A 16,409-nucleotide genomic window follows, 5' to 3' on the forward strand; every position below is an offset into this window, starting at 1 on the left:
GTCAAGGACGCAGTGGCGGGCACCGGCAGGCGGGGAAATAGGCGCCGGCCGGGCACCGGCAAGGCCGTCTTGCGCGCGGCGCTGGCCATCGTGCTCGTCGCGATCTGGCTCGGCGTCGCCGGAGTGGGCGGGCCGACCTTCGGCAAGCTCGGCGACGTGCAGACCAACGACCAGGCGGCGTTCCTGCCGACCAGCGCCGAGGCGACCCGGGCCCTGGAATGGCAGGCCAAGTTCCGCACCTCTGACGCCATTCCGGCCGTGGTGGTGATCGCCGGAGACTCGGCCCTTGACCAAGCAGCCATCAAGGAAGTGGTTGCATCGCTCACGGACCTGAAGGACCTTGACGGCGACATCGTCGGGCCCTTCGCTTCCGAAGACGGACTAGCCGCGCAGCTGCTCGTCCCGCTGGACGGCAACGTGGAAGTCGACGAAGCCGTCGGCTCCCTGCGGGCGGAACTCGCCGATCGGATCCCCGAGGGGACCCGCGCCTACGTCACCGGCCCCGCCGGGTTCAGCGCCGATCTGGTCGAGGCCTTCGGTGGCATCGACGGTGTGCTGCTCGGCGTGGCGCTCGGTGCCGTGTTCCTGATCCTGCTGCTGGTCTATCGCTCAGTCCTGTTGCCGGTCACCGTGTTGTTCACTTCGGTCGCCGCTCTCTGCGCGGCCATCCTGGCCGTGTACTTCATGGCCAAGGAAGGTTGGATCCGGCTGGACGGGCAAAGCCAGGGCATCCTCTCGATCCTTGTCATCGGCGCTGCAACCGACTACTCGCTGTTGCTGGTCGCCAGGCACAAGGAGGCGCTCGCCGGAGGGCAAGGCCGCTGGGAGGCCGCGGCCACCGCATGGAAGCGGTCCGTGGAACCCATCCTGGCCTCCGGCGGCACCGTGACCGCGGGCCTGCTGTGCCTGCTCTTCTCGGACCTGAACTCCAACAAGGCGCTGGGGCCCATCGGGGCCAGCGGCATCATCTTCTCCATCATCGCCGCCCTGACGTTTCTGCCGGCTGCCCTGGCGCTGCTGGGAAGGGCTGCCTACTGGCCGTTCCCGCCGAAGCCGCAGGCCCCGCTTGGGCCCGAGGAGCTTCCCGCGGGATTGTGGGGTCGCGTCGCGGGATTCGTCGGCCGCCACCCCCGGCCGATCTGGGTGCTCACCGCGCTGCTGCTGGCTGCCGGGGCCCTGGGCATGACCCAGCTCAAGGCCTCCGGTGTGCCGCAAAGCGAACTGGTCCTGGGCCAGACCGATTCCCGGGACGGGCAGATCGCGCTCGGCGAGCATTTCCCCGGCGGAACCGGCAGCCCGCTGTTCGCCGTCGTCGACGAAGCAAGGGCGGCCGACCTGGTGCCCCTGGTCGAGGACGTCGACGGGGTGGCTTCGGCCTACCTCCAGGCCGCGGACGGGGGACCGGCGCTGGCCCGGGCCGGTGGTGAACCTCAGGTCGTCGAGGGACGCTCCCTGATGTCGATCACGCTTGGTGACGCCGCCGACTCGGACGCCGCCAAGTCGACGCTGCTCGACCTGCGGAGGCTGCTGCACCACGAAGACCCCGGGTCGCTGGTGGGTGGAACCACCGCCACGCTCAGCGACACGGCGACCACCGCCCAGGCGGACCTGGTCAAGATCATTCCGCTGGTCCTGGGTGCCATCCTGGTCATCTTGATGTTGCTGCTGCGCTCGATCCTCGCACCGGTGCTCCTGGTGGCGACCACCCTGCTTTCCTACGGGACGGCGATGGGGGTTTCCGCCTGGGTCTTCAACGGCATCTTCAACTTCGTCGGGGCCGACCCGTCCGTTCCGCTATTCGGGTTCGTGTTCCTGGTGGCGTTGGGCGTGGACTACAACATCTTCCTGATGACCCGGGTCCGGGAGGAATCCCTGAAGCATGGCACGCGTGCGGGCGTCCTGCGAGGCCTGGCCGTCACCGGAGGCGTCATCACCTCGGCGGGCGTGGTGCTGGCGGCCACATTTGCCGCGCTGGGCATCATCCCCATCATGTTCCTTCTGCAGCTCGGATTCATCGTCGCCTTCGGCGTGCTGCTTGACACCCTGGTGGTCAGGTCGCTGCTGGTGCCGGCCCTGATCCATGATCTCGGCAGGAAGGCGTGGTGGCCGAGCAAGCTGGGACGCGCAAGGTAACGGATCTCTCGTTCGGTGAGGCCCCGGGTGCTGATAAGCTGGGTACTTGTAGATCGGTAAGGTGCGAGCACTCTGCTTGCAGTCCGAGGGTCTATGCGTCGACAGATTAGATTTCCCGATCCGCCGTATGCCTTGCTTCCTTTCAGGGGAGCGAACGCGGCCGGTCAATGTGCGCTTAGCGCCATCTTGGCTCTCTCTTTCTTCGGCGACCACGCGCGCCGAAACCGTCGTGCGAAGCTTTGAGAGAAAGTACCACGTGAGTCCTTCATTCACTTCCCTTGGCGTGCCCGCAATCTTCTCCGAGGTCCTCGCGGCCCAGGGAATCGAATCGGCATTCCCCATTCAGGAAGCCACGCTGCCCACCACCCTCAACGGCGGAGACGTCCTGGGTCGCGGCCAGACCGGCTCGGGCAAGACCCTGGCCTTCTCCCTTCCGGTGGTTGCCCGCCTGGCCGCCAACCCCAAGCCACGCAAGGCCCGCTTCCCGCGCGCCCTGATCATGGCACCCACCCGCGAACTGGCCACCCAGATCGCCAAGGTCGTAGAGCCGCTGGCCAAGGCCGTGGACCTGCGCACCGCCGTCGTCTTCGGCGGCGTCTCGCAGGTGCGCCAGGAAAAGGACCTCAACGCCGGCGTTGACATCCTCATTGCCTGCCCGGGCCGCCTCGAGGACCTGCTCAAGCAGCGCGTCGCCGATCTCTCCCGCGTGGAAATCTCCGTGCTGGACGAGGCCGACCACATGGCCGATCTCGGCTTCCTGCCGGTCGTCAAGCGCATCCTGGACCAGGCCCCGCGCGGCATCCAGCACATGCTCTTCTCCGCCACGCTGGACAACGGCGTGGACAAGCTGGTCCAGCGCTACCTGGAGAACCCGACCGTGCACTCGGTCGATGCACCTTCGGCTTCGGTGAACACCATGGAGCACCACGTGTTCCTGGTGTCCAACGACGACAAGAAGGAACTGGTGCGCACCCTGGCTTCCGGCTCCGGACGCCGCATCATGTTCATGCGCACCAAGCACCACGCCAAGAAGATGGCCGTCTGGCTGTCCAAGTGCGGGATCCCCACCGTGGACCTGCACGGCAACCTGAGCCAGAACGCCCGCGACCGCAACCTTGCCGCCTTCTCGGCCGGCGATGCCCGCGTGCTGGTGGCCACCGACGTTGCCGCCCGCGGCGTGCACGTCGACGGTGTCGAGCTCGTGGTCCACATCGACCCGCCGGCAGAGCATAAGGCCTACCTGCACCGCTCGGGCCGCACCGCCCGTGCCGGTTCCAGCGGAACCGTCGTCACCATCGCCACCCCGGACCAGCAGAGCGACGTCAAGTCGCTGCTGAAGGCCGCGGGCATCAAGGTGCCGATGGTCAAGGTCACCCCGAACGCCCAGGTCGTCTCCGACGTTGTCGGCGAGCGGGCCGAGCCCGTTGCCTATGTTGCCCCGCAGCTGCGCAGCACCGCCAGCGTCCGCAAGGACACCCTGAACGATTCCGACGCAGCAGGCGGCCGTGGCCGTCGCCGCGGCGGACGCGGCACCGCCAAGAGCGCCGGTGGCGAGGCACCTCGCACCCGCGACGAAAACCGCGGTGAGCGTCGCACCGAGAGCCGCGGCGGCAACGCCTCGGCAGGACGTGGCGGTGAGCGTCGCACCGAGAACCGCACGGAGAACCGTGGCGAAGGCCGCGGCTACGCCGCTGCCGGCGGTCGTGGTGGAGAACGCCGCAATGACAGCCGCGGTGCCTCGGCTTCGCGTGGCGGCGAACGTCGCACCGAGAACCGCGCCGACAACCGCGCCGACCGTCGTGTCGACGTGCGCCAGGACGACCGCGACGTAGCCCGTCGCAGCCCCGTTCCGAACCGCGGTTCGGCAGCTGCACGCAACAACTCCGGCCAGCGCCAGGGTTCGGGTGCCGGCTCCCGCCCGCGCGGCGGCAACACCATCGCCGAAGCACTGGGTGCCTCCAAGGTTGAAGCCGCAGCCGGTGCAGGTCGTGGACGAGGTCCGCGCCGCGCCTCGGCTCCGGCCTCGAACGGCCGCAACTTCTAGGATCGTTCCGGCCACCGCTGGTGGCCAGCCTGATCCGACAGGTGGGCCCGGGAATGCAACAATCGTTGCAATCCAGGGCCCACCTGTGTATTTAAGGGACCTCGGCGAGGCTTGCGGAATCATCCCTTTGGTTGAATCCGGGCTGGCCCGGGGCCCCGGGAGATCATCCTATGGATGCCCGGGGCGGGAGGGAAGAACCAATAATCTGGGGAAATGACACCGCGGCAAGCGCTCGAATCATTCGATCCGCAGGGAAACCGCGCAGCTGGCCACGACCTGACGACATTGGAGACCCACCTTGATTGAATCGCTGCAGCAGTTCACCGCCGAATTCCCGCCAGCACTTCAGTGGGTCGCCGTGATGCTGGCCGCGGCCATCCCCTTCATCGAGTCCTACTTCGGCTCGGCGCTCGGAGTGGTCATCGGGATCCACCCGGTGATTGCCGTGGGGGCCGCTGTCATTGGAAACGTCGCCTCGATGCTCCTGCTGGTCAACGGGGCCCACCTGGTGCGCCGGAAGGTTGCCAAGGAGAATGCCTCCCCGTCGGTGAAATACGCCAAGTTGCGTTCGGCCTTCGACAAGTACGGCATCGCCGGCGTCAGCCTGTTGGGGCAGACCATCCTGCCAAGCCAGATCACCTCGGCAGCACTGGTGTCCTTCGGCGCCGCCAAGGAAAAAGTGATCTTCTGGCAGGTCATTTCCATCATGCTGTGGGGAACCGTGTTCGCGGTGCTCGCCTCACTTGGGGTCAACACGGTGCTGGGCCGTTGATAGGCGCCCAGCTGCCTGAATGACAGCAAACTACTCAACAGTGAACGACCCGGCCCGGCTTCCAAGCCAGGCCGGGCCGTCTAGCTTTAACGCCGATGCCACAAGGGTCGAACCGTGGAGCGCCCTGGCCGGCAACGTAGCGAATGAAAGGTGGACTTGAGCAGCGAAGGTCAGGAAACTCTTGATTTTTATTTGCAGTATCACACTTACTGATCATGTGTGATATATTTTTATCATGAACAACCAGAAGGTCCAGCAGGTGCAGTTGGGAGAAGTCTGCGCAGTGCGATCGGGATTTACCAGTCGCACTCGTCTGGAAACGGCTGCACTTGACGGCACGCTGACTGTGCAGCAGGGCGACATCAACGCGGACGGGCAATACGCTAGCGAAACTGCACTGCGCACGATGACCCCGGCCGCATCCAAGCAGCACTACGTGGATCAGGGTGAACTGGTATTTCGTTCCCGTGGCCCGTTTTGGGGTGCATGCGCAATCACTGGCATCGACGAACCTGTGTTGGCTGTCGCGCCGCTGTTCATTCTCCATCCCGATCCCGACGTTTTGGATCATGGCTACCTGGCATGGTTCCTTGGACGCCCCTTGGCTCGCCACTATTTCGATAGTGAAGCGCAAGGCACCGGCGTGAAGATGGTGACAAAGCCTGCCCTCGAAGCCCTCCAAATAAGTCTTCCGTCCCTCGATATTCAGCATCGAATTGCTGCCGTCGCAGCCTTGTCCGCCGAGGAAACTCGCATACGCGATCGGGTCGCAAGTCTTCGACAGGCCGTTGTTGGGCACCACCTCGACCGGCTTGCCCTCCACTCAATATCAGCACTCGACTCCGAGGAGATCCGATGAACAACAACGTCACGCAAGACCGCATCAACAGGGCAGCCTGGGCGGCCTGCGATACCTTCCGCGGGGTCGTCGATGCAACCCAGTACAAGGACTACATCCTGGTGATGTTATTCCTGAAGTACATCTCGGACATCTGGAACGACCACAAGGAATCGTACGAGCAGGAGTACGAAGGCGATGAGCGCAAGATCGCGACCAAGCTAGGCCGGGAGCGCTTCCCGCTCCCGGAAGGTGCGAGCTTCTATACCTTGTACGAGCAGCGCAATGCTGAGGATATCGGTGACCAGATCAACCGGGCGCTCGAATCGATTGAAGACGCCAACCGCGCCAAGCTCGACGGGGTCTTCCGCAACATCGACTTCAATTCGGAAGCAAACCTGGGCCAGACCAAGGAGCGCAACCGGCGCCTCAAGCACCTTCTCGTGGATTTCAACAAGCCGGAATTGGATCTGCGCCCTTCGCGGGTCAGCGACGACATCATTGGCGAAACCTATATCTACCTGATCTCGCGATTCGCGTCCGACGCCGGCAAGAAAGCCGGGGAGTTCTATACCCCGCGTTCGGTCTCCGAGCTGTTGGCGAAGCTCGCTAAGCCGGAGCCCGGCGACACGATTTTTGACCCGGCTTGCGGATCCGGGTCCCTGCTGATCCAGGCCGCGGCCGAGGTCGGCACCAACAACTATGCGCTGTATGGTCAGGAAGTCAACGGTGCCACGTGGGCCCTGGCTCGCATGAACATGTTCATGCATGCCAACGATTCAGCGCGCATCGAATGGGGCAACACCCTCACGGCACCGACACTGCTCGAGAACGACCGTCTGCGGCAGTACGACGTCGTGGTTGCCAACCCACCGTTTTCGCTGGATAAATGGGGTGCCGAGGACGCCGAAGCTGATGAGCACAAGCGTTTCTGGCGCGGCGTTCCGCCGAAGAGTAAGGGCGACTATGCGTTTATCACCCACATGATCGAGGTTGCCAAGCGGCAGTCCGGGCGCGTTGCCGTGATCGTGCCGCACGGTGTGCTGTTTCGTGGTGCTTCCGAAGGACGTATCCGCAAGGCGCTGATCGAGGAGAACCTTCTCGATGCCGTAATCGGCCTGCCGGCAAACCTGTTCACCACCACGAGCATTCCCGTCGCAATTCTCATCTTTGACCGATCGCGTGAGGCCGGCGGAGCCAACTCCGGACGAACCGATGTCCTCTTCCTCGATGCCAGCAGTGAGTTCACTGCGGTGAAATCGCAGAACCTGCTGGAAGAATCCCACATCGCCAAGATCCTTGGCGTCTACAACGGGCGTTCAGAGATCGAACGCTACTCGCATTTGGCGAGCCACGAAGAAATAGTTGGTAATGACTACAACCTGAACATCCCGAGGTACGTGGACACGTTCGAACCCGAGGAAGAAGTCGATGTCGCCGCTGTCCAGCGCGAGATCAACAAGCTTGAGACCGAACTTGTGACCGTGCGAGCACGCATGGCAGGTTATCTGAAGGAGCTGGGCCTCGATGACTGATTCGATCGGGGAAGTAATCCTCTATACGACTGATGACGGTCTGGCACATGTGCAGCTGCATGCCATAGGGGGCACTGCTTGGCTTGCCCAGCGAGAGATCGCGGAACTGTTCCAGGTTTCCCCGCAGGCCATCACCCAGCATATTGCGGCTGTCTACTCCGAGGGAGAACTCTTGGAAGCGGCAACTTGTAACGATTACTTACAAGTTCGATCTGAGGGCGGGCGCGATGTGCGCCGTTCTGTGAAGCGCTATAGCCTCGACGTGATCTTGGCTGTGGGCTTTCGTGTGCGTTCGCCACGCGGCACCCAGTTTCGCCGGTGGGCGACGACGGTACTTGCGGAGTACCTGGTCAAGGGCTTTGCTATGGATGATGCCAAGCTCAAGGGTGCCGAACAATGGAACTATTTTGATGAGTGGCTCGAGCGCATCCGGGACATTCGGGCCTCGGAGAAGCGCTTCTACCAAAAGGTACGCGATCTCTACATGACGGCGGTCGACTACGATCCCACAACGGACGAGGCCAAGTTGTTCTTCGCCAAGGTGCAGAACAAGATGCTCTGGGCCGTGACCGGAAAAACTGCCGCCGAACTTGTCAAGGATCGTAGCGACGCGGATGCACCCAACATGGGACTCACTAATTGGGAGGGATCCATTGTGCGCAAGGGCGATGTTGCGACGGGCAAGAACTACCTGTCGCAGGGCGAAGTGGATGAGCTCAACCGCGTTGTCACCATGTATCTTGACTACGCCGAGGACCAAGCCAAACGACGTCAGACCGTGACGATGGAGCAGTGGAGCGAAAAACTCGATGCGTTCTTGGAATTCAATGGACGTGAACTCCTCACGAACGCTGGAAGCGTCAGCGCTGCCGTCGCAAAGAAACTAGCTGCCGAGCGCTATGACGAGTTCGACGCCAAACGTAAGGCAACCGCTGCCATCGCGGCGGATGAAGCGGACATTGCGGAGCTCGAGCGACTGGTGTCGCCACGAAAGGACGATTGACATGAAGAGTTTTCCCGTGAATTGGTCAGTCCACGAGCTTGCCGAGCTCGTGACCATAAAATCTGGCAGCACGCCATCCAAAGCACGCCCTGACTTCTGGGGCGGAGACACACCCTGGATTACCGCCCGGGATATGAAGACGCCGCATATTTCCAGCACGACTGCATCCCTGACATCAATCGGAGCGGAGAAGGCTCGTGTCATGCCTGCGGGGACAGTGTTTGTACTTACGCGAGGGATGACTCTATTTAGAGATTTGCCTGTCGTTCGCAATACGAAACCAGCTGCCTTCAATCAAGACGTGAAAGCACTAATTAGCAACCCGAATTTAGATGCTAATTTCCTTGCTTGTACCCTTATAGCAAGGAAATCTGAGCTTTTGCAAACTGTGACCCAGGCTGGCCACGGTACGGGAAGACTTGATACAGAGAAGCTGGAAACATTTCCGCTTCCGTTGCCACCGCTCAATGAACAGCGAAAAATCGCAGCTGTCATTGCTACTTGGGACGAAGCAATTGAGCAGACAAATGCGTTAAAGGACGCCCTGTTGCGCCAGCGCGATTGGTTACGAAATACAGCGCTAACTGGAAGAAAACAGGAATCTGCATGGAAGCACGTTCCCCTGAGTGAAGTGATGACCGAACACAAGTTAAGAAGTAGCGGTACAGAGGAAGTTTTCTCAGTGTCGGTTCATAGGGGGCTTATCAATCAGGTTGAGCATCTAGGTAGATCCTTTGCCGCAGCAAAGACGTCTCATTACAACCTCGTCCAGCCAGGAGATGTTGTATATACCAAGAGTCCGACAGGCGGTTTTCCGTTCGGAATTATTAAGCAAAGCACAATTTCACATGACGTTATTGTTTCGCCGCTTTATGGCGTCTACGCCCCGGCTACCGAAGCGATTGGGGCGATTTTGAATGCTGTTTTCGAATCGCCAAGGCTGGCACGGAACTACTTGGCTCCGCTCGTTCAGAAGGGAGCAAAGAATACTATATCGATCACTAATGGCCGTTTTCTTGAAGGATTGGTGAAGCTGCCGACGGACCCGGAAATGCAAACGCGACTTGCAGAAACCTTCAAGGTATCATTCAAGGAAATCGGTATGCTCGATGTGCAGATTGAGCTCCTCCGGACTCAGAAAAGTGCGATCATGCAGAAGCTTCTTACTGGCGACATCCGAGTCGCCGTCGGCGAGGAGCCCAATGATGGCTGAGCAGGCATACGATCCGAGCGAAATCTTCCAATCCCAGATGCCTGCCCTTCAGGTATTCACGGGACTGGGGTATATTGCGCTCTCACCAACCGAAGCGCTTGCCTTGCGAGGTGGCCGCCGGCGCAATCCATTACTTGAAAGCGTGCTTGCCGAACAACTTGTTCGGCTCAACAAAATCACCTTCCGTGGCAGCGAATACCCACTTGACCCGGCAGATGCGCACGAAGCAATCCGCAAGCTCTTTCCCGAGCCCGAACAGCAGAAGGGCTTGAAAGCTAGCAACCAAGAGGTCTATGACAGTCTGGTGCTCGGCGCAACCATCGCAAAAACGATTGACGGTGACACCAAGAGCCACCAAGTGAAGTACATCGACTGGGAGATCCCGTCGAATAACGTCTTCCACGTCACCACCGAATACGTGGTTGAACGTACTGGCAGTATGAAAACCCGCCGACTGGACGTCGTTGCCTTTGTCAACGGCATCCCGTTTGTTGCCGTTGAATGCAAGCGGCCGTCCGAGGAAATCAAGAAGGCCGACCACCAGCTGATCAGGTACCAGAAGCGCGAGAACATTCCGGAGTTTTTCCATTTCGCCCAGCTCCTGATTGCCACCAACCGACGCGAGGCAACTTATGCGACGGTCGGAACTCCCTCCAAGTTCTGGAGCCCGTGGCGCGAGGAGGACGATCATGAAAAGATCGTTGCAGTAGTCGCCAACACCCCGCTGGGGCGCGGCACTGTCGAGACGCTTTTTCGTGGCACGGAAGAAGCCGAAGCGGCAACGGCCTATTTTGACGCCCAACAAGCGGGAGGCGCCCGGGCTGTCAGCGAGCAAGACAGCTTGCTCCATTCCCTGTGCCGACCCGAGCGTTTGCTCGAACTCATCCGGACCTTCACGGTGTATGACAACGGCACACGGAAAATCGCGCGGCACCAGCAGTACTTCGCGGTAAAGCGTGCCATTGAACGTGTCACATCAGGCGTCGAAGGCGAGCACCGGCCCGGGGGCGTTGTGTGGCACACCCAAGGCTCCGGCAAATCACTCACCATGGTGATGTTCGCCAAGGCCCTCGAATTCGAGCCCGGCATACGCAACCCACGGATCATCCTGGTGACCGATCGGGATGATCTTGATCTGCAGATCCGAGACACCTTTCGGGCCTGCCAGTTGGACCCGGTTCGCGCTCGAACCGGAAAGCACCTGGCAGAGCTCATCCACGCACGGGCCCCATTGGTCACCACCATTGTCAACAAGTTCGAAAACGCCTCTAAGCTGCTGTCGCAAAGCGGGGCGAGCAATGGCGCCTCCAACATCGACAAGGACCCCAACCTGTTCGTGTTGGTCGACGAGAGCCACCGAAGCCACTCAACCCATCTGGGCCAATTCGGTGCGCTGTCCAAACGGATGCACCAGGTGCTGCCGATGGCCAGCTACATCGGTTTCACCGGTACGCCGCTGCTGAAAAAGGAGAAGAACACTTTCCGGACCTTTGGTGGACCCATCCATACCTACACCATCGCGGATGCCGTGCGGGATGAAGCCGTGGTGCCGCTGCTCTATGAAGGTCGCATGGTCGAGCAGCAAATATCGGAAAACATCATTGACCGGTGGTTTGAGAAGATCTGCCAGGGGCTCACCGCTGAACAGCAAGCCGATCTGAAGCGCAAATTCTCGCGTGCCGACGTGCTCGCCGGTGCCGGGCAGGTCATCCGGGCCAAGGCCTTCGACATTTCCGAGCATTACCGCCAGTATTGGCAAGGCACAGGATTTAAGGCCCAGCTGGTTGCTTCCAACAAAGCTGCAGCCATTCGTTTCAAACAGGTACTGGACGAGATTGGCCATGTCACGAGCGAGGTCATGATTTCTGCGCCGGGCGAGAGCGAAGATGAGACCGCTGACTCCGTGGACCGTGAATCGCTCGACGTGGTTCAGAAGTTCTGGGACGCCGCCATGGAACGCTACGGCGGGGTCGCTGCCTACAACAGGGATGTCGTCAAGGCATTCAAGTCCAGTGGTGGTCCGGAAATCCTGATTGTTGTTTCCAAGCTGCTGACGGGATTCGATGCACCCCGGAACACCGTGCTGTATCTGTGCCGCTCCCTGCGTGAGCACACATTGCTGCAGGCGATAGCCCGGGTGAACCGACTTTTTGACGCCGAGGACGGCGAGGATGCAGTGGTTCGTTCCAAGGAATTCGGTTACATTATCGACTACGAGGGACTACTGGGTGAGCTCGACGCCGCACTGACCACGTATTCGTCCCTTGAAGGCTTTGAGCTTGAAGAGTTGCTGGATGCCGTCATCGACGTCCGTGAGCAGATCCGTTTGCTCCCGGAGCGCTGGAATGCGGTCTGGTCGCTGTTCCAAGGTATCCGCCATGATGACATGGAGGCACTCGAGCAGGTCCTGGCCGACAAGGCCCTCCGCGACGAATTCTATGACTGCCTGTTGGACTTCACGCGTACGTTGCACATTGCGCTCTCCAGCGACAAGGTTGAGGAAGTGATTCCAGCCGATCGCCTGGAACGCTACAAGGCCGATTGGAATCGGTTCGTGAACCTGCGTCGATCTGTCCAATGGCGCTATCTTGAAACCGTTGACCTGAGGGATTACGAACCCAAGATCAAAAGACTTCTGGACGACCATTTGCAGGCTATGCCCGCTGAGGTCTTGATACCCGAGCTGAATCTCAATGATCCTGCCTCACTACAGGCAGTCGTGGACGAGACGGGTGCGGGAGCTGCGGCGAAGGCGGATCGAATTGCCGCTGCGACCAGGAAACGCATTACCGAGCGCATGAGTGAGGATCCCGCGCTATATGCGCGTTTTGCCGCGCTGCTCCAAGAAGCTATCAATGAGTATCGCGCCCGGAGGCTCTCCGAGATTGAGTACCTCAATAGCATTCTGTCCCTGACCGAGCGCGTGGCCAGCGGCGACCGAGGCCGGGCGCTGCCCGACGCGGTAGCGCATGACGACGACGCGGCCTCGTTCTTCGAGGCAATTGCGGATCGTTTCATGGACGAGAAAGGCCAGGGCGCGGACTCGGGGGAGAACCAAGCGGCGGCCGTTGCCGTCGGCCTTGTGGATATCGTGCGTAGCCACATGATCGTTGGCTTTTGGCAAAACGAACCAGCACGGATGGGGCTGCTCAACGCCATCGATGACTACCTCTGGGATGTCGTTCCTACGATGAATGGTGCCAGTCTCTCTGCCGAGGACGAGGAAGCAATCCGTGAAAGTGTCGTCCGAATCGCCAAGGCACGGTTTCCATGAGCCATGTTGTTGAGTATGGGTCCAAAAGCATTGGCTTTGTCCTGGAGCGGCGGGAACGAACGACCCTGGAAATCACTGTCAGTCCTGACGGAACCGTCGGAGTGATCGCCCCTGTGGACTCAACCGACGCCGAAATCAATTCACGCGTGCTGAAACGGGCCAGGTGGATTCTCAAGCAACAGAGTTTCTTTGCCCAGTTTCTGCCGCGCACACCACCTCGGGTCTGGGCACCGGGGGAAACCCATCTTTATCTCGGGAGGCAGTATCGACTGCGCATCGGAGAAGCCGAAGGCCCTGCCAGGGTGCGACTGATTCGCGGGTTCATTCTTGTTGACGGAATCGACTTCTCCGATCGGACCTCCATCGAAGCATTGGTAACGACGTGGTACCGCGAGCATGCAGCGGCCCAGTTCAAAAACAGGATTGAAGTTTGCCGGGCGAAGTTTCAGGGACCCGAGTTTTTTGCCCCGGCATCAGTGCAAATCCGGCGCATGAATTCACGGTGGGGCTCGATGTCGCCAGCGGGGATGCTGAGTCTGAACCCGGAGCTGGTGAAGGCCCCCGTGGAGTGCATCGACTACGTCATCACGCATGAACTCTGCCACCTCCGCGTTCCGCACCATGGACCGGAATTCATCGAACTTCTCTGCACTGTCATGCCCGATTGGGAATCGCGGAAGCTGCGGATGGAACGCATGCTGTCGTGACTTCCAGTGAACGGGACAACTACATTCCTGGTTTTCCGATCGAAGGCACCCTTGCCGCCAGTGGGCCGCCTCACAGTTCGGTGCGGACTGCAAGGCCCTTGCGGGCCGTTCCCTGTTGGCGAACAAGGCTCACGGGAAATTCCAAGAACCGCGGAACCATACGGTTCTTTTGGTCGCAATGTTTCGTTTTGGCACTCCGAACCCCAAAGTTGAGCCATGCTCGCTCAACTTTGAATTGACATCGGTTTTGCGGTGGGTAAACTTGAGTCCAGAACGCTCAACCGATGTGAATCGCGCTGGCGTTGGAATATTTTCCCAAGGTAATGAAGGAGCATCCCCATGTCACGTGCCGTAGGTATCGACCTCGGAACCACCAACTCCGTTGTATCCGTCCTCGAAGGTGGCGAGCCCACCGTCATCGCCAACGCCGAAGGCAACCGCACCACCCCGTCGGTTGTGGCCTTCGCCAAGAGCGGCGAGGTCCTGGTTGGCGACATCGCCAAGCGCCAGGCCGTGAACAACATCGATCGCACCATCGCCTCGGTCAAGCGCCACATGGGCACCGACTGGTCGGTCGCCATCGACGACAAGAAGTACACCGCGCAGGAAATCTCCGCACGTACGCTGATGAAGCTCAAGACCGACGCCGAGTCGTACCTGGGCGAGAAGGTCACCGACGCGGTCATCACCGTTCCGGCCTACTTCAACGATGCCGAGCGCCAGGCCACCAAGGAGGCCGGCGAGATCGCGGGCCTCAACGTCCTGCGCATTGTCAACGAGCCGACCGCAGCCGCCCTGGCCTACGGCCTGGACAAGGGCAAGGAAGACGAGCTCATCCTGGTCTTCGACCTCGGCGGCGGAACCTTCGACGTCTCCCTGCTGGAAGTCGGCAAGGACGAAGACGACTTCTCCACCATCCAGGTGCGCTCCACCTCGGGCGACAACCGCCTCGGCGGCGACGACTGGGACCAGCGCGTCGTTGACTGGCTGCTGGCCCAGGCCAAGCAGAAGGGCGCAGACCTGTCCAAGGACAAGATCGCCCTGCAGCGCCTGAAGGAAGCAGCCGAGCAGGCCAAGAAGGAACTCTCCTCGGCCACCTCCACCAACATCTCCCTGCAGTACCTCTCGGTCACCGCCGACGGCCCGGTCCACCTCGACGAGCACCTCTCGCGCGCCAAGTTCCAGGAACTGACCAACGACCTGCTCGAGCGCACCCGCAAGCCGTTCAAGGACGTCATCGCCGAAGCCGGAGTGAAGGTCTCCGAGATCGCACACGTGATCCTCGTCGGCGGCTCCACCCGCATGCCCGCCGTTGTCGAACTGGTCAAGGAACTGGCCGGCAAGGACGCCAACAAGGGCGTCAACCCGGACGAGGTCGTCGCCGTTGGCGCCGCACTGCAGGCCGGCGTGCTGAAGGGCGAGCGCAAGGACGTTCTGCTCATCGACGTCACCCCGCTGTCCCTGGGCATCGAAACCAAGGGTGGTGTGATGACCAAGCTGATCGAGCGCAACACCGCGATCCCGACCAAGCGTTCGGAGACCTTCACCACCGCCGAGGACAACCAGCCGTCGGTTTCCATCCAGGTCTTCCAGGGCGAGCGCGAGTTCACCCGCGACAACAAGGCCCTGGGCACCTTCGAGCTGACCGGCATCGCGCCGGCCCCGCGCGGCATCCCGCAGGTCGAGGTCACCTTCGACATCGACGCCAACGGCATCGTGCACGTCTCGGCCAAGGACAAGGGAACCGGCGTCGAGCAGTCGATGACCATCACCGGCGGCACCGCGCTGTCCAAGGACGACATCGATCGCATGGTTCGCGAAGCCGAGGAGCACGCCTCCGAGGACAAGGCCCGCCGCGAGGCCGCCGAAGTCCGCAACGCCGCCGAGCAGGCAGCGTACTCGGTCGACAAGCTGATCAAGGACAACTCCGAAAAGCTGCCCGAAGAGGTCAAGACCGAGGTCCAGGCCGACGTCGACGCGCTGAAGGCCGCCCTTGAGAAGCAGGACAACGACGACGAGGTCAAGACCGCGTTCGAGAAGCTGCAGGCTTCGCAGACCAAACTGGGCGAGGCCATCTACTCGCAGGCACAGTCCGAGGGTGCAGCCGCCGACGCCGCCGAGGCCCCGAACGCCGAAGAGGACATCGTCGACGCCGAGGTCATCGACGAAGACGAAAAGAAGTAAGGGGCGCATCAACCATGTCAGAGGAAAACCACGACGAGGGCATCTCCAAGGACGAGGTGACTCCCGTTGACGAGGCCCACGACTCGGGCGACGCGTTGAGTCAGGCCGAGGCCATCCTCAACGAGGCCGCAGCCGACGCCGAGGCGCCGGAGGCAAGCGACAAGGAAGCCGAATTGCGCGACGACCTGTTGCGCCTGCAGGCCGAGTATGTCAACTACCGCAAGCGCGTCGAGCGCGACCGCGACGTGGCACGGGACGTCGCCGTGCAGTCGGTGTTCGTCAACCTGCTGCCGGTGCTTGACGACATCGACGCGGCCCGCGCCCACGGCGACCTGGCCGAAGGCCCCTTCGCCTCGATCGCCAACAAGCTCGACGCGGTGCTCGAGGGCCTCGGCCTGGAGCGCATCGCCGATGCCGGGGTGCTCTTCGACCCGAACATCCACGAGGCGCTGATCCAGCAGCCGCACGCGGAGATCCCGGCGGACCACGTGGCCCAGGTGCTGCGCACCGGGTTCAAGAAGGGCGAGCGCATCCTGCGCGCAGCCCAGGTGATTGTTTCCCTCGGGGAGTAAGCACCACCGGCAACGACTGCAGCAATGCACGAATTGCACCACCGTATGCGGCGGATCGCTTCGCTTCCCCTTCGGGGGAACCGGCGATCCGCCGCACACTTGGTGAAGCACCACCCACAGATTTCTGGTCCGCC

Annotated in this window: 11 protein-coding genes; all 11 read left to right on the top strand. The window is 61.4% G+C overall.

What is annotated here, in order from left to right; genetic code table 11:
• Positions 1 to 12 precede the first annotated feature (12 nt).
• The 11 genes from DQ353_RS04935 to DQ353_RS04985 all read left to right on the top strand — a co-directional run bounded on the left by DQ353_RS04935 (position 13) and on the right by DQ353_RS04985 (position 16,275).
• Positions 13 to 2,133, top strand: a complete 2,121-nt coding sequence (locus DQ353_RS04935) for an MMPL family transporter (RefSeq protein WP_286166626.1) — start codon at positions 13 to 15, stop codon at positions 2,131 to 2,133.
• 256 nt (positions 2,134 to 2,389) lie between these two features.
• Positions 2,390 to 4,177 carry a DEAD/DEAH box helicase gene (locus tag DQ353_RS04940; protein ID WP_113761681.1) on the top strand — a complete coding sequence of 596 codons (1,788 nt, stop codon included), beginning with the start codon at positions 2,390 to 2,392 and terminating at the stop codon, positions 4,175 to 4,177.
• A gap of 298 nt (positions 4,178 to 4,475) precedes the next feature.
• On the top strand, positions 4,476 to 4,949 hold the full coding sequence (locus tag DQ353_RS04945; protein ID WP_113761682.1) for a hypothetical protein: 474 nt from the start codon (positions 4,476 to 4,478) through the stop codon (positions 4,947 to 4,949).
• A gap of 235 nt (positions 4,950 to 5,184) precedes the next feature.
• A complete protein-coding gene (locus tag DQ353_RS04950) occupies positions 5,185 to 5,808 on the top strand; it encodes a restriction endonuclease subunit S (RefSeq protein WP_113761683.1) in 624 nt (207 codons plus the stop codon).
• Entirely contained in the window at positions 5,805 to 7,322 is a 1,518-nt protein-coding gene (locus DQ353_RS04955) for a type I restriction-modification system subunit M (protein WP_113761684.1), read from the top strand. The genes DQ353_RS04950 and DQ353_RS04955 overlap by 4 nt, the downstream gene beginning before the upstream one ends.
• Positions 7,315 to 8,325 carry a virulence RhuM family protein gene (locus tag DQ353_RS04960; protein ID WP_113761685.1) on the top strand — a complete coding sequence of 337 codons (1,011 nt, stop codon included), beginning with the start codon at positions 7,315 to 7,317 and terminating at the stop codon, positions 8,323 to 8,325. Before DQ353_RS04955 ends, DQ353_RS04960 begins: the two co-directional genes overlap by 8 nt.
• A 1-nt stretch (position 8,326) precedes the next feature.
• On the top strand, positions 8,327 to 9,538 hold the full coding sequence (locus tag DQ353_RS04965; RefSeq protein WP_181578249.1) for a restriction endonuclease subunit S: 1,212 nt from the start codon (positions 8,327 to 8,329) through the stop codon (positions 9,536 to 9,538).
• A complete protein-coding gene (locus tag DQ353_RS04970) occupies positions 9,531 to 12,812 on the top strand; it encodes a type I restriction endonuclease subunit R (RefSeq protein WP_113761687.1) in 3,282 nt (1,093 codons plus the stop codon). Before DQ353_RS04965 ends, DQ353_RS04970 begins: the two co-directional genes overlap by 8 nt.
• The gene (locus DQ353_RS04975; RefSeq protein WP_113761688.1) at positions 12,809 to 13,519 is read left to right on the top strand and encodes a M48 family metallopeptidase; all 711 of its coding nucleotides are present in this window, start codon (positions 12,809 to 12,811) and stop codon (positions 13,517 to 13,519) included. Before DQ353_RS04970 ends, DQ353_RS04975 begins: the two co-directional genes overlap by 4 nt.
• 339 nt (positions 13,520 to 13,858) lie before the next feature.
• Positions 13,859 to 15,703 carry a molecular chaperone DnaK gene (gene dnaK, locus DQ353_RS04980; RefSeq protein ID WP_113761689.1) on the top strand — a complete coding sequence of 615 codons (1,845 nt, stop codon included), beginning with the start codon at positions 13,859 to 13,861 and terminating at the stop codon, positions 15,701 to 15,703.
• A gap of 14 nt (positions 15,704 to 15,717) precedes the next feature.
• On the top strand, positions 15,718 to 16,275 hold the full coding sequence (locus DQ353_RS04985) for a nucleotide exchange factor GrpE (RefSeq protein WP_113761690.1): 558 nt from the start codon (positions 15,718 to 15,720) through the stop codon (positions 16,273 to 16,275).
• Positions 16,276 to 16,409 lie beyond the last annotated feature (134 nt).

The organism is Arthrobacter sp. AQ5-05 (assembly GCF_003287975.1).
Taxonomy (GTDB): Bacteria; Actinomycetota; Actinomycetes; order Actinomycetales; family Micrococcaceae; genus Paeniglutamicibacter.

Excerpts from the sequence above, each read along its gene's own strand:
- DQ353_RS04950 (WP_113761683.1), top strand. The coding sequence starts at position 5,185 with ATGAACAACCAGAAGGTCCAGCAGGTGCAGTTGGGAGAAGTCTGCGCA.
- DQ353_RS04955 (WP_113761684.1), top strand. The coding sequence starts at position 5,805 with ATGAACAACAACGTCACGCAAGACCGCATCAACAGGGCAGCCTGGGCG.
- DQ353_RS04960 (WP_113761685.1), top strand. The coding sequence starts at position 7,315 with ATGACTGATTCGATCGGGGAAGTAATCCTCTATACGACTGATGACGGT.
- DQ353_RS04965 (WP_181578249.1), top strand. The coding sequence starts at position 8,327 with ATGAAGAGTTTTCCCGTGAATTGGTCAGTCCACGAGCTTGCCGAGCTC.
- DQ353_RS04970 (WP_113761687.1), top strand. The coding sequence starts at position 9,531 with ATGGCTGAGCAGGCATACGATCCGAGCGAAATCTTCCAATCCCAGATG.
- DQ353_RS04975 (WP_113761688.1), top strand. The coding sequence starts at position 12,809 with ATGAGCCATGTTGTTGAGTATGGGTCCAAAAGCATTGGCTTTGTCCTG.
- dnaK (WP_113761689.1), top strand. The coding sequence starts at position 13,859 with ATGTCACGTGCCGTAGGTATCGACCTCGGAACCACCAACTCCGTTGTA.
- DQ353_RS04985 (WP_113761690.1), top strand. The coding sequence starts at position 15,718 with ATGTCAGAGGAAAACCACGACGAGGGCATCTCCAAGGACGAGGTGACT.